Origin of the sequence: Bacteroides congonensis (assembly GCF_900130125.1) — a bacterium.
Taxonomy (GTDB): domain Bacteria; phylum Bacteroidota; class Bacteroidia; order Bacteroidales; family Bacteroidaceae; genus Bacteroides; species Bacteroides congonensis.
On sequence record NZ_FQXY01000011.1, the window covers coordinates 1,621,873 to 1,640,817 of the forward strand.

General features: G+C 43.4%; 15 protein-coding genes. 1 reads left to right on the forward strand and 14 read right to left on the reverse strand.

All coding sequences use genetic code 11. From position 1 onward, the window contains the following. Positions 1-35: 35 nt before the first annotated feature. The 5 genes from BQ7997_RS26260 to BQ7997_RS23880 form a co-directional block, all read right to left on the reverse strand. Entirely contained in the window at positions 36-611 is a 576-nt protein-coding gene (locus BQ7997_RS26260) for a hypothetical protein (RefSeq protein ID WP_044654584.1), read from the reverse strand. Positions 612-616: 5 nt separating this feature from the next. Further along, entirely contained in the window at positions 617-1,129 is a 513-nt protein-coding gene (locus BQ7997_RS23865) for an RNA polymerase sigma factor (RefSeq protein ID WP_022139515.1), read from the reverse strand. 67 nt (positions 1,130-1,196) lie between these two features. After that, positions 1,197-2,108, reverse strand: a complete 912-nt coding sequence (locus BQ7997_RS23870) for a vitamin B12 dependent-methionine synthase activation domain-containing protein (protein ID WP_073348308.1) — start codon at positions 2,106-2,108, stop codon at positions 1,197-1,199. A gap of 24 nt (positions 2,109-2,132) precedes the next feature. After that, a complete protein-coding gene (locus BQ7997_RS23875) occupies positions 2,133-3,470 on the reverse strand; it encodes a dihydroorotase (RefSeq protein WP_073348309.1) in 1,338 nt (445 codons plus the stop codon). Further along, positions 3,467-4,210 (reverse strand): polyprenol monophosphomannose synthase, encoded by a 744-nt coding sequence (locus BQ7997_RS23880; protein WP_073348310.1) that lies wholly within the window; start codon positions 4,208-4,210, stop codon positions 3,467-3,469. The genes BQ7997_RS23875 and BQ7997_RS23880 overlap by 4 nt, the downstream gene beginning before the upstream one ends. Positions 4,211-4,385: 175 nt before the next feature. On the opposite strand from BQ7997_RS23880, the gene mfd reads away from it, so the two are divergent. Beyond that, entirely contained in the window at positions 4,386-7,760 is a 3,375-nt protein-coding gene (mfd, locus tag BQ7997_RS23885; RefSeq protein WP_073348311.1) for a transcription-repair coupling factor, read from the forward strand. A gap of 18 nt (positions 7,761-7,778) precedes the next feature. On the opposite strand, the gene BQ7997_RS23890 is transcribed toward mfd, so the two are convergent. From BQ7997_RS23890 to BQ7997_RS23930, 9 genes are all read right to left on the reverse strand, one after another. Further along, positions 7,779-9,671, reverse strand: a complete 1,893-nt coding sequence (locus BQ7997_RS23890; RefSeq protein WP_073348312.1) for a YgiQ family radical SAM protein — start codon at positions 9,669-9,671, stop codon at positions 7,779-7,781. A gap of 84 nt (positions 9,672-9,755) precedes the next feature. Further along, complete coding sequence (locus BQ7997_RS23895; RefSeq protein ID WP_022139509.1) at positions 9,756-9,980, reverse strand: sulfurtransferase TusA family protein; 225 nt, start codon at positions 9,978-9,980, stop codon at positions 9,756-9,758. Between the two features lie 2 nt (positions 9,981-9,982). Next, positions 9,983-10,297 (reverse strand): hypothetical protein, encoded by a 315-nt coding sequence (locus BQ7997_RS23900; protein WP_022139508.1) that lies wholly within the window; start codon positions 10,295-10,297, stop codon positions 9,983-9,985. A gap of 79 nt (positions 10,298-10,376) precedes the next feature. Beyond that, on the reverse strand, positions 10,377-13,286 hold the full coding sequence (locus BQ7997_RS23905; RefSeq protein WP_073348313.1) for a golvesin C-terminal-like domain-containing protein: 2,910 nt from the start codon (positions 13,284-13,286) through the stop codon (positions 10,377-10,379). 126 nt (positions 13,287-13,412) lie between these two features. After that, positions 13,413-15,404: a glucosamine-6-phosphate deaminase gene (locus BQ7997_RS23910; protein WP_022139506.1), complete on the reverse strand. Its 1,992-nt coding sequence runs from the start codon at positions 15,402-15,404 to the stop codon at positions 13,413-13,415. A gap of 124 nt (positions 15,405-15,528) precedes the next feature. After that, complete coding sequence (locus tag BQ7997_RS23915) at positions 15,529-16,329, reverse strand: amidohydrolase (protein WP_073348314.1); 801 nt, start codon at positions 16,327-16,329, stop codon at positions 15,529-15,531. Positions 16,330-16,354: 25 nt separating this feature from the next. Further along, entirely contained in the window at positions 16,355-16,909 is a 555-nt protein-coding gene (locus tag BQ7997_RS23920) for a 1-acyl-sn-glycerol-3-phosphate acyltransferase (protein ID WP_022139504.1), read from the reverse strand. Between the two features lie 8 nt (positions 16,910-16,917). Then, positions 16,918-17,187 carry a hypothetical protein gene (locus BQ7997_RS23925; protein ID WP_073348315.1) on the reverse strand — a complete coding sequence of 90 codons (270 nt, stop codon included), beginning with the start codon at positions 17,185-17,187 and terminating at the stop codon, positions 16,918-16,920. A 126-nt stretch (positions 17,188-17,313) separates the two neighbouring features. After that, the gene (locus tag BQ7997_RS23930) at positions 17,314-18,501 is read right to left on the reverse strand and encodes an ATP-binding protein (protein WP_073348316.1); all 1,188 of its coding nucleotides are present in this window, start codon (positions 18,499-18,501) and stop codon (positions 17,314-17,316) included. Positions 18,502-18,945: the final 444 nt, after the last annotated feature.

The following is an 18,945-nucleotide window of genomic DNA, read 5'->3' on the forward strand; positions in this document are numbered from 1 at the left end:
GCTGATTCGGAGTTAATATATTTAGAGTCTCTTTTTTATATCAATTCATTTAATTCGCTCAGGTTCTTTTTGATTTCGTGGATACGGTTAAGGAATTTCTTGCGGTAAATCCATAGGATCAAGCCAAGTCCGCCACCCCATAACAGGAAGAAAAAGAGTATCATACCTATTCCATATTGCCATACTTGCCAATAAATGAATGAAAGTACTGCCAATATCAGAAGAAAGATAATGGCAAACAATCGTTCTCTGATAGTCCACCGATGGATACGGTTGACACGACCAATCACCTCCACAAGCGGCATTTCGTCTATTTGAGTCCGTTGGAGAAAACGCGTGGTGACAATGTCCCAGCAAAGTGCCGGAATCCAGGCAAGAAGAATGATGATATAGATTGGATTTAAACGGTTGTGCAACAATACTTCCGCTAAAAACAATATTAATACCGGCAGAGAAATCAGGATCAGCTTGATATTCAGGTTGGCAATGGCATGGATACCTTTGTCGGCATGTCCTATCAGCTTCGAAAGTTCTTCTTCCTTGATAAGCTCCTTGTCTTTCAAGTGCTCATCGAGGGCATTCCAGGATTTTTTCAGTTCTTCCAGTTCCATATATCTTATTCCTCCTTTTTCATTCGTTTAAGTTTGTCTTTGATACGGCTTAGCTTGGTCGCTACATTCGTCACGGTCAGCCCGGTGATTTCTGCGATTTCCTCATAACTTTTATCTTCGAGATAAAGCAGGATAATTGATTTGTCGAGTTGCCCCAGTTGGTTAATCATCCGGTAGAGCTGTTTCAGCATTTCATTGATCGGGTCGTGTGCTTCGCTTGTCCAGTCAATCTCATGGGTAAGGCTGACGATTTCCGGTACATTTTTCTCTTTACGATAAAAACTGATACAGGTGTTGAGAGCAATACGGTAAATCCATGTAGAAATCTTACACTCCTTTCTGAATTTGGGAAAAGCTTTCCAAATATTCAGTATCACGTCCTGATAGAGATCGTTGAGAGGAGCGTTCGGATTGGCATACAGATAGCATACTTTGTAGATAACCCGCTCATATTCGCGGATGACCGACAAGAACTCTTGCTCAATGGGGTTATTTGCCTCTGTTGCTCGTTCTCTCATGGAGTTTATGATTGCTTTTTTGGTTAGTTAGTCGTGAGAAAAGGAGGAAAATCACAGTAAACGGAAGCTATTGTAAATTGGCTGCCAGGAATTTACGGATTTCTTCCACACTCTTTCCCCGGCGACGGGCATAATCTTCGAGTTGGTCTTCACCAATCTTGCCGATAGAGAAATATTCGGCTGCCGGGTGAGCGAACATCAGTCCGCAAACGGATGCGTGAGGATACATTGCTCCGTTTTCAGTCAGCGAAATACCTATCTGTTTCATATCTAAGAGCTCATCCAACAGGAAGTTGACGGATTGATCCGGCAAAGAAGGATAACCGACTGCCGGACGGATTCCCTGGTATTTCTCAACCAGCAAATCTGCCATACCTAAATTTTCATCCTTGGCATATCCCCATGCTTCTTTTCGTACATACTCATGCATCTTTTCCGTAGCCGCTTCCGCAAGGCGGTCGGAGAGGGTTTGGACGAGTAAATGCTTATATGGATCCTGCTCATACAGTCCTTCCATATCTGCGTCGATAGAAGAAGCAAAAGCACCGATGGTATCTGGGATGCCGGAAGATAACGGACGAATAAAGTCGCTTAAACAAACAAAGGGACTACCGTCCTTTTTAGGCGTTTGTTGGCGAAGCAAGGGGAAGGTGATGAACCGTCCTTCTTCCTTTTCAATCAACAGGTTATCTCCATCGGAATTTGCCTTGCAGAGTTTGAAGATTGTTTTTACTTCATAGTCACGGTCGAGCACGTCCAGCATCCGGTTGGCTTCTTTGAATAATTGCATGGCTTCGGCGGCTTTGCTACGCTCTTCTTCGGGGAAGCTGGCCAGCCACATGGCACGACAGGAATCACATCCATGAATGTTGGCGATGGCTGCAAAGCGTGGTTGGAATCCCCATGCATGGAAGAAGTAAATCCAGTTGATGTATGGGGTGACGTTATGTATTTTGTAAGATATAACAGTACTACTCATAGGCTATCAGTGACGAATTGTAATTTATCTGAATCTTAACTCTTGTCCGCGATAAGTTTCGTCTATCTCTCCGTTGTTATATAACAAATGTCCGTTTGCAAATGTTTTCTCCACTTTCCAGTTGAAGGTATGACCTTCCAACGGGCTCCATTTACATTTACTTAAAATACAGTCAGTTGTTACTGTCCACTTATTGTCAGGGCGTACCAAAACAAGGTCTGCCTGATAATCTTTACGAATGAATCCGCGATTTTGTATATCGTACATTTGTGCAGGTGCGTGAGCCATCTTTTCTACCATTTTTTCAATAGTAAATACCCCCTTGTCAACTAATTCAAGCATACTGACTAATGAGAACTGAATCATCGGCATACCGGACATGGCTTTCAGAGCTCCTCCCTCTTTCTCACTGAGCAAGTGCGGAGCATGATCTGTTGCAATAGCGTCAATAAGACCGTTATTGACTGCTTCTTGCAATGCTTTCCGGTCTTCGGCTGTCTTGATGGCAGGGTTACATTTGATACGCGCCCCCAATGTCTGATAATCTTTTTCTGTAAAGAGTAGATGGGAAACGCAGGCTTCTGCCGTAATCCTCTTTTGTGCCAAAGGAGCGTTGGAGAACAGGCTCAATTCTTTAGCGGTGGAGATATGCATGATATGCAGACGCGCGTTAGTTTCATGTGCCAGTTTCACAGCTAGTTCGGAAGAACGGTAGCAGGCCTCTTCTGAGCGGAGAAGCGGATGGAGAGCCAACGGTACATCGTCTCCGTATTCTTTTTTATATTTATCCGTATTTTCTTTGATGATTCCCTGGTCTTCGCAATGGGCGGCGATAAGCAAATCGGTTCCACCGAATATATTACGCAGGCTGGCCATGCGGTCTACCAACATATTTCCAGTGCTCGAACCCATAAACAATTTCACGCCACAAACGCGGTGCTTGTCCAGTTGCGCAAACTGGGTGTAGTTATTATTGGTCGCTCCGAAGTAGCAAGAATAGTTGACCGACGACTTCTCGCCCAATAAAGCAAGTTTCTCATTCAGGGCTTCCAAAGTGGTTGTCTGCGGATTGGTATTCGGCATATCCATGATGGAAGTGACGCCACCGGCTGCTGCGGCATGGCTTTCTGTGGTAATATCTGCTTTATGAGTCAGTCCCGGATCACGAAAATGTACATGTTCGTCGATGACACCCGGAAGCAGGTAACATCCGGTTGCGTCTATGATTTCATCACAAGGCGCGGTTGCTTTCTCTTCACCTGCCAATATTTCGGCGATTTTTTCGTCTTCGATTACAACCGAACCCAGTACTTTTCTTCCTTCGTTGACAATAACGGCATTTTGAATCAGTGTACGTTTCATTTCTTTTGCGGGAATTTATGGAACCAACTATTTACTTTTAATTTAATCACACCGAATATGGCTTCTCCAAAGATACTGCTATTCATCTTGGATGTACCCAACTCGCGGTTGATGAAGATAACAGGAACTTCGATGATTTTGAAGCCGCATTTATAAGCGGTGAATTTCATTTCAATCTGAAAAGCGTATCCTTTAAAACGAATATGGTCTAAATCAATCGTTTCCAGTACCTGACGATGGTAGCAGACGAATCCGGCAGTCGTGTCGTGTACGGGAATGCCTGTGATGAATCTCACATATTTGGATGCGAAATAGGACATCAGTACCCGTCCCATCGGCCAGTTCACTACGTTCACTCCGCTGACATAACGGGAGCCGATAGACACATCTCCGTCTTGTTCCGAGCAAGCCTGATACAGACGGGGAAGGTCGTTCGGGTTATGGCTGAAGTCGGCATCCATTTCGAAGATATATTTGTAGGTATGCTCCAGTGCCCATTTGAAACCGGTGATATAGGCGGTTCCCAGTCCCAGTTTCCCTTTACGTTCAATCATGAAAAGACGTTCGGGAAATTCTTGTTGCAAGGTTTTGACTATATTTGCCGTTCCGTCCGGGGAACCGTCTTCTATTACCAGAATATGGAATACTTTGGGAAGTCCGAAAACGGCACGGATGATATTTTCTATGTTCTCCCGTTCATTATAGGTGGGGATAATTACGATGCTATCCGATGTTTGCATATAGATACTATAAAATTTAGAAACAAAAGTAGCTCTTTTCCTTTAGTTATAGATGAACTAAGGAAAATTTAACGTGTGCTATATTTCATTGGGAATCTCCCTTTATAATACTTCCAACCTTTGAGTATATACTCCCATTATTTTTTGTACTTTTGCGGTGAAATTCTTAATAGGTATGACAATAACTGAGTTGCAACAACAATATGCTGCCCACCCCAATACGGCAGTTATGAAGCGCTTGTTGAAGGACACTTCTGTTCAAACTATCTTTTGTGGTGGACTGTGTGCATCTGCTGCTTCCCTTTTTTCTTCTGTATTGGTGCAAGAGGGTGGTTGCCCGTTTGTGTTTATTTTAGGTGATCTTGAAGAAGCCGGATATTTCTATCACGACCTGACGCAGATATTAGGTGCGGAGACGGTACTTTTCTTTCCCTCTTCCTTTCGTCGTTCCATCAAATATGGGCAGAAAGACGCAGCGAATGAGATTCTTCGTACGGAAGTACTTAGCCGCCTGCAGAAAGGGGAGAAGGGATTGTGTATCGTAACTTATCCGGATGCGTTGGCTGAGAAAGTCGTATCTCGCAAGGAACTGAGTAGCAAAACGTTGAAACTGAACGTCGGCGAGAAAGTGGATACCACATTTATAACGGATGTTTTGCATAGTTATGGCTTTGAATACGTAGATTATGTATATGAACCGGGACAATATGCCGTTCGCGGCAGCATTATCGACGTCTTCTCTTTTGCTTCGGAATATCCTTATCGTATCGACTTCTTTGGCGATGAAGTAGAGAGCGTCCGTACCTTTGAAGTGGAAACCCAGTTATCCCGTGAAAAGAAAAACGGGGTGTCTATTGTACCCGATTTGGCTGTGACAGGTGATGTGACTACTTCTTTCCTTGATTTTATCCCGGAAGACACGACTTTGGCAATGCGTGATTTCCTTTGGTTGCGTGAACGGATACAGGTGGTGCATGATGATGCGTTGACGCCGCAGGCGATAGCTGTTCAGGAAGCCGAAGAGAACGGGGGGATTACATTGGAAGGAAAGTTGATAGACGGTAGTGAATTTACGGTACGTGCACTTGATTTCCGCCGATTGGAATTTGGCAACAAGCCGACCGGTACGCCGAATGCCAGTATCACTTTCAGCACTTCCGCCCAACCTATCTTTCATAAGAATTTCGATTTGGTAGCAGGTTCTTTCAAAGATTATCTGGAGAAAGGATATTCGCTTTACATCTGTAGCGACAGTATGAAACAGACGGATCGTATCAGGGTTATTTTTGAGGATCGCGGTGACAAGATACAATTCACCGCTGTTGAACGTACCATTCACGAAGGATTTGTAGATAACACTTTACGGCTCTGTATCTTTACAGACCATCAGTTGTTCGACCGTTTCCATAAATATAATCTGAAGAGTGATAAAGCACGTTCGGGAAAAGTGGCTCTTTCTTTGAAAGAATTGAACCAGTTCACTCCAGGCGATTATGTCGTTCATACGGATCATGGTATCGGACGTTTCTCAGGTTTGGTACGTATTCCGAATGGAGATACTACGCAGGAAGTTCTGAAGCTGGTCTTTCAGAATGAAGATGTGGTATTTGTTTCTATTCATTCCCTGCATAAGGTTTCTAAATATAAAGGCAAGGAAGGCGAAGCTCCGCGATTGAATAAATTGGGCACGGGTGCATGGGAGAAGCTGAAAGAACGCACAAAGAGCAAGATAAAGGATATTGCCCGTGATTTGATTAAGCTGTATTCGCAACGTCGGCAGGAAAAAGGATTTTCCTATAGTCCCGACAGCTTCTTACAACGTGAGTTGGAAGCATCTTTTATTTATGAAGACACACCGGATCAGAGTAAGGCGACTGTCGAGGTCAAGGCGGATATGGAAAGTGACCGTCCGATGGACCGTTTGGTTTGTGGAGACGTAGGTTTCGGTAAAACAGAGGTTGCTATCCGTGCCGCCTTCAAAGCGGTAGCCGATAATAAACAGGTAGCTGTCCTGGTGCCGACAACAGTCCTTGCCTACCAGCATTTCCAGACATTCCGCGAACGTCTCAAAGGATTGCCTTGCCGGGTAGATTATCTAAGTCGCGCACGTACGGCCGCACAATCCAAAGCGGTTCTGAAAGGATTGAAAGACGGGGAAATCGGTATCCTTATAGGTACGCATCGTATCTTGGGAAAAGATGTCCAGTTTAAGGACCTGGGACTGCTGATTGTTGACGAGGAACAGAAATTCGGAGTTTCTGTAAAGGAGAAGCTGCGTCAACTAAAAGTGAATGTAGATACGTTGACAATGACCGCTACCCCGATTCCCCGTACACTTCAATTCTCATTGATGGGTGCGCGTGACCTGAGTGTTATTTCTACTCCGCCGCCCAACCGTTATCCGATTCAGACCGAAGTACACACCTTCAATGAAGAAGTAATCACGGATGCGATTAATTTTGAAATGAGCCGTAACGGTCAGGTTTTCTTTGTCAATAACAGAATCGCCAATCTGCCGGAATTAAAAGCGATGATCGAACGTCATATCCCGGATTGCCGTGTAGCAATCGGACATGGGCAGATGGAACCGTCGCAACTGGAGAAAATCATTTTAGACTTTGTCAACTATGATTATGATGTACTTCTGGCGACAACTATCATTGAAAGTGGTATTGATATTCCGAATGCCAATACGATCATTATCAATCAAGCCCAGAATTTTGGATTGAGCGACCTTCACCAAATGCGTGGACGAGTGGGGCGTAGCAATAAGAAAGCCTTCTGCTATCTGTTGGCTCCGCCATTGAGTAGCCTTACCGCAGAAGGAAAACGACGACTTCAGGCAATCGAGAACTTTAGTGACCTTGGAAGCGGAATCCATATTGCCATGCAGGATTTGGATATTCGTGGAGCCGGAAATTTACTCGGTGCGGAGCAAAGTGGATTTGTTGCGGATTTGGGATATGAAACGTATCAGAAGATTCTTTCCGAAGCTGTCCATGAACTGAAGAACGACGAGTTTGCAGATTTGTATGCAGATGAAATCAAAAGCGAAGGACAGATTAGTGGTGAAGGATTTGTTGATGAATGTCAGGTGGAAAGCGATCTCGAACTTTTGTTGCCTGCCAATTATGTAACCGGTAGCAGCGAACGCATGTTACTCTATCGCGAACTGGATGGTCTGACATTAGACAAGGAGGTAGATGCCTTCCGTTCCCGACTGGAAGACCGTTTCGGCCCTGTTCCACCGGAAACACAAGAGTTACTGCGTATCGTTCCTCTCCGTCGCTTGGCTGCACGTTTGGGAGCGGAAAAAATATTCCTGAAAGGCGGACGCATGATCCTGTTCTTTGTGTCCAACCCGGATAGTCCGTTCTATCAGAGCCAGGCATTCGGTAAGGTGATAGACTATATGATGAAATATACACGCCGATGTGATCTTCGCGAGCAAAATGGAAAACGGAGTATGCTGATTAAGGATGTATCGAATGTAGAGACAGCAGTCAGTGTGTTGCAGGAGATTGTGGCATTGCCGGTAAAAGAGGAATAGACAGGCGGTTCTGGCTATTTATCTTTTACCTCTGATTTTGTTTTGTACTACTTCTTTCCCTTTTCCATATAATTTATCTATTAAGTCAGAACGTCCAATCCGTCTCAACTCATTAATGATGTTCTTCCGTTCTTCCGGTTTATACCAAAAGAAAAACTGACGTTGAGAAAGTTTCTCCCGTTGGGTTTTAGCACTGAATATCGGTTCTAACGTGTATGGATGAAAACCGGTATACCATGCTTCGGTAGCTACTGTCATCGGAGTAGGAGTGAAGTCCTGCACTTGTTCCAAATGAAAGTCTAGTTGCTTGGTGATAACGGCAAGTTCCGCCATATCTTCTTCCTTACAACCCGGATGCGAAGAAATGAAGTAAGGAATCAGTTGCTGACGCAGATTTTCCTCTCTGTTAATACGGTCGAATATTTTCTTGAATGTTGTAAACTGTTCGAAAGATGGTTTGCGCATAATGGATAATACACGGTCACTGGTATGTTCGGGAGCCACTTTCAGACGCCCACTAACGTGATTGATAATCAGTTCGCGAGTATATTCAGCAGTACTGCGATTCGTTTCAGGGTCTTTACTTTGATGAAGTAACAAATCATAGCGTACTCCACTGCCGATAAAGGATTTCTTAATGCCGGGCAAAGCATCTACCGCATGATAAATATCCAGTAACGGGCGATGATCGGAGTTTAGATTCGGACAAACTTTCGGATGAATACATGACGGGCGTTTGCATTTCTTGCAAATAGATTCATCTTTCCCTTTCATCTGATACATATTAGCCGAAGGGCCACCCAGGTCACTTAAATATCCTTTGAAGTCCGGTAACTGGATAACCTCTTTTACTTCTTTCAGAATAGACTCTTTGCTACGGCTGACGATGAACTTTCCCTGATGTGCGGAAATAGTACAGAAAGCACAGCCACCGAAGCATCCCCGATGGATATTAATGGAAAACTTAATCATATCATAAGCCGGAATCCGCTTTCCCTTATATTTAGGATGCGGTAGGCGGGTATATGGCAAATCGAAAGAATGGTCCAGGTCTTCCTGGTTCATCGGTGGGTAAGGGGGATTGACTACGATGATCTTGTTTCCCACAGCCTGCGTGATACGTGCAGCCGCGTATTTATTGGACTCTTCTTCAATATGCCGGAAATTGCCCGCTTGTTTCTTCTTATCCGCCAAACATTCTTCATGTGAATAAAGTTGGATATCTTCCGCATCGGAAGTCCACTCTGTCTCGCGGCAAAGATAGGCTGTCTGAGGGATTGTTCCAATAATCTTTTTAAAGTCGTTGGCGGTTAATGAAGCTTCTTCTGTTAGAAGTAAACTTTTCATTTTCCGGGTTAACTCTACAATCGGCTTTTCACCCATTCCATAAATGAGTAAGTCCGCGCCGCTGTCACATAAAATGCTTTTTTGTACCTTGTCCTGCCAATAGTCATAATGGCTTAACCGCCTCATGCTAGCTTCAATGCCGCCTAAGATAACGGGAACATCGGGATAAAGCTTTTTCAGAATTTGACTGTAAACGGTAGAAGGGTAGTCCGGACGCATATCCGGGCGACCGTCCGGGGTATAAGCATCCTCACTACGCAGTCGTTTGTTGGCTGTATATTTGTTTACCATGGAGTCCATACATCCGCCGGAGATACCGAAAAACAGACGGGGACGTCCCAGTTTCTTGAAATCACGCAAGTCATCACGCCAGTTAGGTTGAGGTACGATGGCTATTTTCAAACCTTCCGCTTCGAGAATACGCCCTATAACAGCAGCGCCAAAAGAAGGATGATCTACATAAGCGTCCGCGCTGAAGAGAATGACATCCAATTCATTCCATCCGCGAAGTTCTACTTCTTTCTTAGTAGTGGGTAACCAATCAGTCAAACGATATTCTTTCATGCCGCAAAGATACGGATAATAAAAAACATCCCAATGATTTTTTTATTCATTGGGATGTTTAACTTCAATCATTGGGATATTTTTTCAAAACTTCTCATTGATTGTGAACTCTAATGTCATCTGTTCCCCGTCGTAGATTTCGCGAAAACCGATACCTTGCTCAGAAAGAAATTCTTTCAAATCCTGAAATGCGTCGGCATGGTTCATGATAATCCCTATCATTTCACCGGGAGAAGCACCACACATGGCTTTTATTGCAGGAATCAGCGGACTGTAAGCTGTTGTTCCGCGAGTATCTACCGTAATCATCGTTATTCCTCTTCTTCCGTTTCCGGACTGGATAGCCAAGTGAGATAGAGCTTGATAAGCTGTTGCAAGCCGAATGCCTTCATATTATTGTGATAAATCACGTCGATGCAGAGATCCAGCAAGTCTTTGCTGTCTTCTTCCTGACTGGCGATAAGAGAACGGATGTTCAGTTTTAGCTTGTCCAGTACGCTTTCATCCACAATACCGGTGCTGTCAATAAGGTGGCGGAACAGTGCATATTTTTCAATTGTTCTCAAGTTTTCGTTAGATACTTCTATGCTGCGTGTACCGCTGGGATTTGCTTGTATAGTATACATTGTTTTTTAGTTTTAAGGGTTATTACAGTAGCAAAGATAGAATTTAAAATGAGAAACAGATTAAAAAAATGGATATTTTTTATTTCTGAATAAAGAATTCCAGTATGCCTGCCATAATCGTTGCCCGGTCAGCTTCCGACTGGATACTTTCAAAAGGAAAGCCCAATACGAAAGTGCGGTAGTTCCCTTTATAAGCGATACCTGCACTCTGGTTGTCGGGAGCATACGTGAATACCGGAAAAGCAGTATCTACTGGGACGATGCAATCCGGTGCGGGGACAGCGTAGCTATCTTCATTGGGGACACGTGGAATAGTAATCGTGCGTCCCAGTCCATTGATCCGGTTCGAAGTCTTATCCGTCAGACTGCTCTGATAACCGTATTTCAATATCTTCTCCGTAAACTCCCGATTTCCTTGTGTGCCGCTCATATCGCTTCCTACATATGCTCCGCTGACGAATAAGTTGCCGCCCGACTGGCAATAACTGGTGATAATCCGTTGCATGGCCGAAGAAAATGTCTTATAATATGCTTTGTTTACAGGATCTTCCTTCTCGAGTCCCAGGATATAATCCACAATCGGATAGTCTTCCAGTGATACCAGTCCGTTTTCTACCACTTCATCACTGCATGACACGAAACTATATTTTCCGGCTGCCTGAATAGCCTTTCCATGAATAAAAGGATAGTCAAACGTATTTCCCGCAATTTTCATTCCCTCTAATTCGCTTCCGCTATGTCCTAGGCTACCTTTTCCTTCTTTACCTGCCTGCGAGCGGTCGAATCCTACCTGTGCCCCGCTGAATGAGATATTTGACAGATACGGAACTCCGGGATCTTGTTCCAGATCGAATCCCGCCTTATCAAAAGTATTAATAACAGCCGGGCCGCTGATTCTGTCAAATCCATTGATGATTAATACCTTTTCCCGTTCCCGTTTCGCCTTATATGCAGAAAGAATTTCGGAAGGGAAACTTTCTCCACCCCTGTTTACGGCAGTTACTTTAAATGAATAGACAAGTCCCGGTTCTATCTTGACGGTGTATGAGGGCTTGCTGACTAATGTTCCATTATCAAAGCCGCCATAACCAATGCGTGTATATACAATGTATTCCCGTGGACGGGCAGTAGGTTCTTGCGGATCATCTTCCCCTTTCCATGAAAGTTCCAATGTATTCTTCTTTTTACCAAAACGAATGGCGAAATTGCTCACAGGCAGTGGTTGTACCACATATTCTTTATTATGCTGACTGGTGACAAACTGCAAGATACCTTTATAGATGGCACGTCCTACGGTAAACTTGAAATTCGGGTCATGCCCTAACTGCATATCTGCAAAGTTCTGATGAGAAAGCAATTCGATAATCGTAGAAGGAGTGGCGGGAAGTCTCGTCTCGCTATAATTCCGGTTCCACATACTCCGGCGTGTCCAAGGCAGGTTATAACTCGAATGAATATCTTTCTGAATCTGTGACAGCAGAATGTCTGCCAAGTCACGCGATGCATACCGGTCTGTACCTGTATTTAGTTTGCCATTATTGAAATCGGTGGTATAAATGCCGAGTGAGCCGATCAGTTCATCCGTTTTACTGCATCCTGCATCGCTGTGCAATGCCATTGTCATTTCCAACGGTACACGCAACCCCGGTTGATCCGGATTATAAACAGAACCTCCGGATAAGTAATTGATAGTGTTGGAACGTGTATTAATATCATCCGCATAATCATTATCACCTTTGCGTCCGGCATATACATCGTATGGCATTCCTGCCCATTGGGCAGAGTAACGTGCTCCTTCCAGGTAACGCGGCAGTCCGCTGATTTTTCCACCCCGGGAGATATTTCCCATTCCCCCGCCGAAACGTACCGCATCGGCACATACTACGCCGTGCTCACTGCTCTCATTACTTAGTATGACCATTCCATAGTCATTATTTCCCTTATCAAATTCAAAAGTACCAAGATATACCCATGTACCACCACCTATTTTTTGATTTACCTTAAATTCAGTAACTCCGCCATTATGAAAAACGAGATACTTGGCGTCACTTACACTATTAGGCAATGTCTGATAAGAAACATAAACGGCATATTCACCTGTTGCCGGCAGGGTAGGTACCCATTCAGCAAATGCCTGATCCTTATTCTTCTTTTTCTTTCTTTCGGTAAGGATGAAACGGCAAGTACCGTCGCTGAACGGATTTTCCCCATCCCTATAAATCTTTTTCTTTTGGGCGAATCCTTTTACAGGAGCCATTGCCCACTTCGCTTTTTTGCTTCCTACTTCCAGATAAAGGGAAGCGTTGGGCGTATCATTGTCCACTATGATTTCATTCTTTTGTGTGTCCCGTTCGCGGGGAGTATAAACGATAGCGCCTGCATTCTCCAGCATGGGAATCACATAGGGCAGAACGAAAGATTGAGTAAACAAGTCTTCTGTAGTGCAGAACAGGCGGGGACGTTGCCATCCCCATTCGTTCTTGTCATTCTTGAAATAGTTGCCATGGCTTTGCCAGATTGCGATGTGACGGTCTTGTAATCCGCGTGAAATGTCATTAGGCCGTGAGATGTTTTTCACCCAGGGAGCTCCTTTGTAATCAACGTTCAGGGACATTCGTTCCTTATCCTTTTTCTTGTTCCGGTAGAAATTAGGAACCAGTTCCTCGATAGGCTTTCCATCCGCATAAATCGTCAATTGGTAATAATGGACGGGGCCCGGGAGCAATTCTTTCACTTGGTTATAAATCGTTTCTACGGTTTCCGGTCGGAAAGGTTGATAGGCGAAACTCTCCGAAGCATAGACAGCAATCGTTTTACGGTCATAATTGATGTCGATACTATTCAGTTTGGGAGTGCTGATTTTAGCTGCTGCGGTATATTTGCCGAAATAATCCGTTAACCGTTCTTTTACATTCCTTTCAATATCCTGCGCAAAAAGGAAATTTACGCTGAGTGTAAGGCATAGAAAAAACACTATTATTTTTTTCATTATTCAATTCTTTTAGGTCATTTATCACAGATTGCCCGCAAAAATAAACAAAAAAGAGTGAGAAGTATCCAAACTTCCCACTCTTCTTTCATTGTTTTATATTCTCTTAATTAAGAATGTTTTCTCTTATAGCGGAATGTACTCTACGAATGCTTCCATTGCTTCGTATGAAGCCAGTCCTAACTGGTCGTACAAGACAGCAGTAGCATGGTTGCGGTCTTCACTGCGTTGCCAGAACAAACGTTCGTCGTTACCCAGGAACGGGGCGCTTTCCATCTGAGACTGATGTTTCAGGATAGAGTTGCGTTTTGCACGAAGTTCTTCCGGGCTGATAGGCACTGCCATTTCGATGTTTTCAATTTCCCATTCAGCCCACGCGCCACGATACATCCAGATACGGCAATCCTTCAGCCATTTGGCGCCTTCTTCTTTTTCAAGGTCGATAGCAGCGAATACGGCATCCGTACATACACGGTGTGTACCATGCGGGTCAGCCAGGTCACCGGCTACGAATATCTGATGAGGCTTCACTTCACGGAGCAGGTTACGTACGATTTCCACGTCTGCTTCGCTGATAGGATTTTTCTGAATCTTACCTGTTTCGTAGAATGGCAGGTCAAGGAAGTGCACGCGATCCAACGGAATATTATTATAAGAAGAAGCAGTGCGGGCTTCACCACGACGAATCAGACCTTTGATAGTCAGAATGTCACGGCTGTCCATATCACCGTCTTTCTTATTTTTCAGGAAGTTACGTATTTCCGTATATTTCTCATTGATGATCTGATCCTCGCTATTATTGAAAATCTGATTGAAACCGTTGATGAAGTGCATGAAACGAACCACTTCTTCATCACCTACGGCGATATTACCGGAAGTCTCGTAAGCTACATGTACTTCGTGTTTTTGCTCTACCAGGCGGCGGAGTGTTCCACCCATGGAGATAACGTCATCATCCGGGTGCGGAGAGAAGATAATCACACGTTTCGGGAAAGGTTTGGCACGTTCAGGACGATAAGTATCGTCAGCATTCGGCTTGCCGCCCGGCCATCCCGTGATAGTGTGCTGCAAGTCATTGAAAATCTTGATATTTACATTGTATGCAGAACCATAAAGTGCCAGCAGTTCACTCAAACCGTTTTCGTTATAGTCTTTATTTGTCAACTTCAAGATAGGCTTGCCTGTCAACTGGCATAACCAGACGATGGCGCTACGGATCAGCTTGTCGTTCCATTCGCAGGAAGTCACCAGCCACGGACGTTGGATACGTGTCAGGTTCATGGCTGCCGAAAGGTCGAGAGCTACATGCGCGTTGTTGTGAGTTTGCAGATAAGATGCCGGAATCGTATCGGTGATTGCGCCTTCCACACATTCTTTAATCATGGCTGCCTTGTTTTCACCCCATGCAAGCAGATAAACCTTCTTTGCACCGAGAATGGTAGCTACACCCATCGTGATAGAACTGATCGGAGTATTGTCCATCGTTCCAAAAATCTTGGCTGCTTCATTGCGTGATGCATTATCCAACAAAATCAGACGCGTGGTAGAATTCAGGCGGGAACCCGGTTCGTTGAATGCGATGTTACCTACACGACCGATACCCAGCAAGGCAATATCAATACCGCCGAAGCTTTCGATGCGTTGCTCGTACAAACGGCAATATTCAAAGATTGTATCTTTGGCAATGCTTCCGTCGGGAGTGAATATATTCTGCTTGTCGATGTCGATATGATCCAACAACATACTCTTCAAAGCATTGAAGTTACTGTTGACTGCATCGGGAGACAACGGATAATATTCATACATATTAAATACGATCACGTTACGGAAGCTAAGCCCTTCTTCCTTATGCATGCGGATAAGTTCCGTATATACGTGTCTGGGTGAATCACCACCAGGAAGTGCCAATACGCAGAAGCGTCCTGCCTTTTGTTTTTCGCGGATGGTCTGTGCTATTTCGCGAGCAATGTAGTTAGCGCCTTCTTCCACAGACTCATAAATGTCAGTGGGAATTTTTTCGAGTCTTGTCAAGACTGATTTTTCAAAAGCATTCTCCGGTCTGTAGTATCTGGGGGAGACCCGGTGGAGACTGATTTGAGAACTAAGATTTGTTTTCATAAAGTTGTTAATTAAGTTATGTAAGATTAGCGTCCTTACGACTGTATTTACACGACAAAGATACAAAAGAAGTCTATATTAGTAACTACCAAGTTCTAGGTATTGTTGTCGTTTTAATCTGTTTTTAACATTTGTTTTGTTGCGTATCCGACAGATGAAATTCGTCGGCATCTTTCCATACCGGAAACTTTTCTCTGAATTGATTGAGAGAAGTCAGATTGAGTGCTGCCGTAGCTATTCCTTCCTGTCCGTCGGGCAGGGAAGCAACCTCTTCACCAAAAGCCGGGTAAACTTTGCTTCCACCGTTATATTCCAAATGGTATCCATCCGTTCCTATCCTGTTTACACCGCATACATAGCATTGGTTCTCGAGCGCACGGGCACGAAGCAGGGTATCCCACACGAGTCGGCGGGAAACAGGCCAGTTTGCTACATATATTAATAGGTCATATTCGTTGTTGACATTCCGGCTCCATACCGGGAAACGAAGATCATAGCAGACAAGCAGACAAATATTCCACCCGCGATAGGGGATGATGAGGCGTTTGTCACCGGCTGAAAAGTGTTCGGCTTCCCGTCCCATACGGAACAGATGCCGTTTGTCATAATAGAACTCTTCTCCTTCAGGAGTCAGGAAAAAGGCGCGGTTATAAAACTGCCCGTTATCTGTTGCTATATAACTTCCGCAGATAGCCAGTTGGAATTGCGAAGCCCATTGTTTGAGAAGGGTGATAGTCTCACCCGAGTTCGATTCTGCCAGTATTTTACTCTGCATACTGAATCCGGTAGAAAACATCTCCGGTAAAACAACAATCTCCGTTGTTCCACGAAGGCTTTGCAGCTTTTCGTGGAGCAAACGGAGATTTTCTTGTTTATTTTCCCAAACGATATCGGTCTGTACTATGGAAATACGGATAAGCTCCATAATTGAATACCTCTATACTTAATGTTTAAAGTTCGCCTAGAGCAAAATTCTCAGGATGTTTTCCTTTGAAATCCTTGAAATAAAGTTTGATTTCTCTCATGTCCTTACTGATATCTCCCGATGGCATGATAGCTTTCGTTGCCGAAATCGTCTTCTTGCTATAATCAATCCCGATTAAGACAATAGGCACCTGAGCTTTCTGGGCGATAAAATAAAAACCTTTCTTCCAATTTGGATTCGCTTTGCGGGTTCCTTCGGGAGTGATAGCCAGGTGGAACTTTTTGCACTCGGCAAAATGGCGAACCATCTGGTCTACTAGAGAAGTCTTCCGGCTACGATCTACGGGAATTCCGCCCACTGCTTTGAAAAACAGTCCCAACGGAAAGAAAAACCATTCTTTTTTCATCATGAAACTTGTCTTACGGCCTAAAGCGCCATAAAATAGTTTTCCAATAAATAAGTCAAAGTTCGTTGTGTGTGGAGCGGCACATACCACGCATTTATCATAATTAGGTACCGTAACGTTTGTCTTCCACCCTAACAGACGGTAATAGATAAAGCTATAAATTGCTTTCTTCATTCTGCTCTTTAGTTCAATTTTCCGATAGCTTCAATAATTTCGTTAACCTTTGCATTAAAGTCTGCGCGGAATTTCTTATAAAAACCTTTCACATTACCCGGTTCGGTATGGCTGATGCGTGTTACAAATTCATCCTGCATCTTCAGCACTTCAGCCATTAGCTCATCAGCTTTAGCTTTGTCAGTTCCAGGGATAAACATGGTATTGATTAAACACTCGGTGAATAATTCTCCTGCGATATAGTTTACGTTCTTTTTGAGTTCTCTTCTACTTGCCATAATTTCTACATTTAATGGTGAATAATAAAAATACTTGCGGTAAAGATAGGCACTTTCTTTGATTCAGACGAATAAATGACCAAAAAAACATGATTCAAGCCTGCATCTTCTTACTGTATCACTAATTCACTCAAATAACCTCGCCGGATTGATACTTAAGAATTGTTCGGTTTTCATTCCCCCTTCTCCGACTACGAAAGTAGCATACGGGTGATACATTTTGCGTACTTCTTCCAGTCCTGCATTATATTTTTCACTATTGCTTTTTACTTCTATAGCTACAATTCGATTTTTCTTTTTCAATATATAGTCTACTTCTTTATCTTTTTCTCTCCAGTAAAATACTTCATAATTGCCGGTAAATGCATTAGAAACAATATGTGCGCCAATCGCAGATTCAAAAATACGTCCCCATTCTTTTCTGTTAAGAATAGCCTCTTTAAAAGTTAAATCATTGTATACGGCTTTTAAGGCATTGTTGAATACCTGAAATTTTGGAGCGCTTGCTCTTTGACGTGATTTGTCCATTGCAAACTTTTGTAAGCCGGTCAGTAAGCCGCTATCTCCAAGCAAGTTTAAATACCCTGCCAGTGTTGTTGTATTTCCGGCATCTTGTAATGAGCCTACCATTTTGGTCAAGGATACGATTTCACCGGAATAAGAAGTTCCTAATTCGAACGTTTGCCGTAATAACGCCGGTTTGCTAATAGGAGAGTTGTATAAAATATCTTTATTGATAGTGGCATCTATGATTGCTCCATTGATATATTGTCCCCAGCGTTCTTCGTCTTTTATTAAAAAAGCAGCTCCCGGGTATCCGCCAAAATAGAGGTATTGTTCCAAACTCATGTCAAATGCATCCCGCATTTCCGGATACGACCAGTGTGTCATCCTTATCTCTTCAAAGCGTCCCATCATTGAGTCTGATAATCCTTTTTCCAACAACACACGTGAAGAGCCGAGGAGAACCACTTTCATATTGACATCATTGAATGTATCCGCATCCCATTCTTTTTTAACTACTTCGCTCCAGTTTTTTATTTTTTGGATTTCATCGATTATTAGAATAAATTCAGGTGAATTTTCTACCCGCATCTGTACTCTTGCTGTATTCCAACAATCTGAAATCCAAGATGTCTGTGTGGCGGGAATGTTATCTGCCGAATAGATTTGATACGGTAGATTCAGATCCTTGACAACTTGTTTGATGACTGTAGTCTTTCCAACCTGACGAGGTCCTAATACAACTTGCAGAAAATGTCGAGGTTCTTTTAGCCTTTCTGTAATAGTTTGATATTGAGCTCTTTTATACATGATTTCTATTATTTACTCAATGCAATGAGTACTTTTACTCAATACATTGATTTATTTTACTCAATGGATAATGCAAATATACACAAATAGTTGCTTTGTACCATCTTAAATCTGCAATTCTTTATCTTTTATTACTCTTGGCAGGCTATACCCGAAAAGTTCGTTTCCGTACGGATTTGAATGTAAACTTACATCTATCATGTTTATACCACCAAAAACAGGGTATCTCTCATCAATAAAATAGCCGAATAAAGGTCGGATAGGCTCAAGATGGCTTGTTTTTGTTGCAATGAATCCATATAAATCCGACCTGAATGGCTCAATAACTCCACTTTAACGGTGATAAGTTTATAGCCCACATCTGTGTGACGAACAGCCTGCATATGTGGGCTGTACGGTTTACAACTGCGGGCTGTACAGCCTGCATACGCGGGCTATAAAAAG

What these genes read in the sequence shown, in the direction of transcription:
- BQ7997_RS26260 (WP_044654584.1), bottom strand. Translation starts at nt 611, where the DNA reads ATGGAACTGGAAGAACTGAAAAAATCCTGGAATGCCCTCGATGAGCAC.
- BQ7997_RS23865 (WP_022139515.1), bottom strand. Translation starts at nt 1,129, where the DNA reads ATGAGAGAACGAGCAACAGAGGCAAATAACCCCATTGAGCAAGAGTTC.
- BQ7997_RS23870 (WP_073348308.1), bottom strand. Translation starts at nt 2,108, where the DNA reads ATGAGTAGTACTGTTATATCTTACAAAATACATAACGTCACCCCATAC.
- BQ7997_RS23875 (WP_073348309.1), bottom strand. Translation starts at nt 3,470, where the DNA reads ATGAAACGTACACTGATTCAAAATGCCGTTATTGTCAACGAAGGAAGA.
- BQ7997_RS23880 (WP_073348310.1), bottom strand. Translation starts at nt 4,210, where the DNA reads ATGCAAACATCGGATAGCATCGTAATTATCCCCACCTATAATGAACGG.
- mfd (WP_073348311.1), top strand. Translation starts at nt 4,386, where the DNA reads ATGACAATAACTGAGTTGCAACAACAATATGCTGCCCACCCCAATACG.
- BQ7997_RS23890 (WP_073348312.1), bottom strand. Translation starts at nt 9,671, where the DNA reads ATGAAAGAATATCGTTTGACTGATTGGTTACCCACTACTAAGAAAGAA.
- BQ7997_RS23895 (WP_022139509.1), bottom strand. Translation starts at nt 9,980, where the DNA reads ATGATTACGGTAGATACTCGCGGAACAACAGCTTACAGTCCGCTGATT.
- BQ7997_RS23900 (WP_022139508.1), bottom strand. Translation starts at nt 10,297, where the DNA reads ATGTATACTATACAAGCAAATCCCAGCGGTACACGCAGCATAGAAGTA.
- BQ7997_RS23905 (WP_073348313.1), bottom strand. Translation starts at nt 13,286, where the DNA reads ATGAAAAAAATAATAGTGTTTTTTCTATGCCTTACACTCAGCGTAAAT.
- BQ7997_RS23910 (WP_022139506.1), bottom strand. Translation starts at nt 15,404, where the DNA reads ATGAAAACAAATCTTAGTTCTCAAATCAGTCTCCACCGGGTCTCCCCC.
- BQ7997_RS23915 (WP_073348314.1), bottom strand. Translation starts at nt 16,329, where the DNA reads ATGGAGCTTATCCGTATTTCCATAGTACAGACCGATATCGTTTGGGAA.
- BQ7997_RS23920 (WP_022139504.1), bottom strand. Translation starts at nt 16,909, where the DNA reads ATGAAGAAAGCAATTTATAGCTTTATCTATTACCGTCTGTTAGGGTGG.
- BQ7997_RS23925 (WP_073348315.1), bottom strand. Translation starts at nt 17,187, where the DNA reads ATGGCAAGTAGAAGAGAACTCAAAAAGAACGTAAACTATATCGCAGGA.
- BQ7997_RS23930 (WP_073348316.1), bottom strand. Translation starts at nt 18,501, where the DNA reads ATGTATAAAAGAGCTCAATATCAAACTATTACAGAAAGGCTAAAAGAA.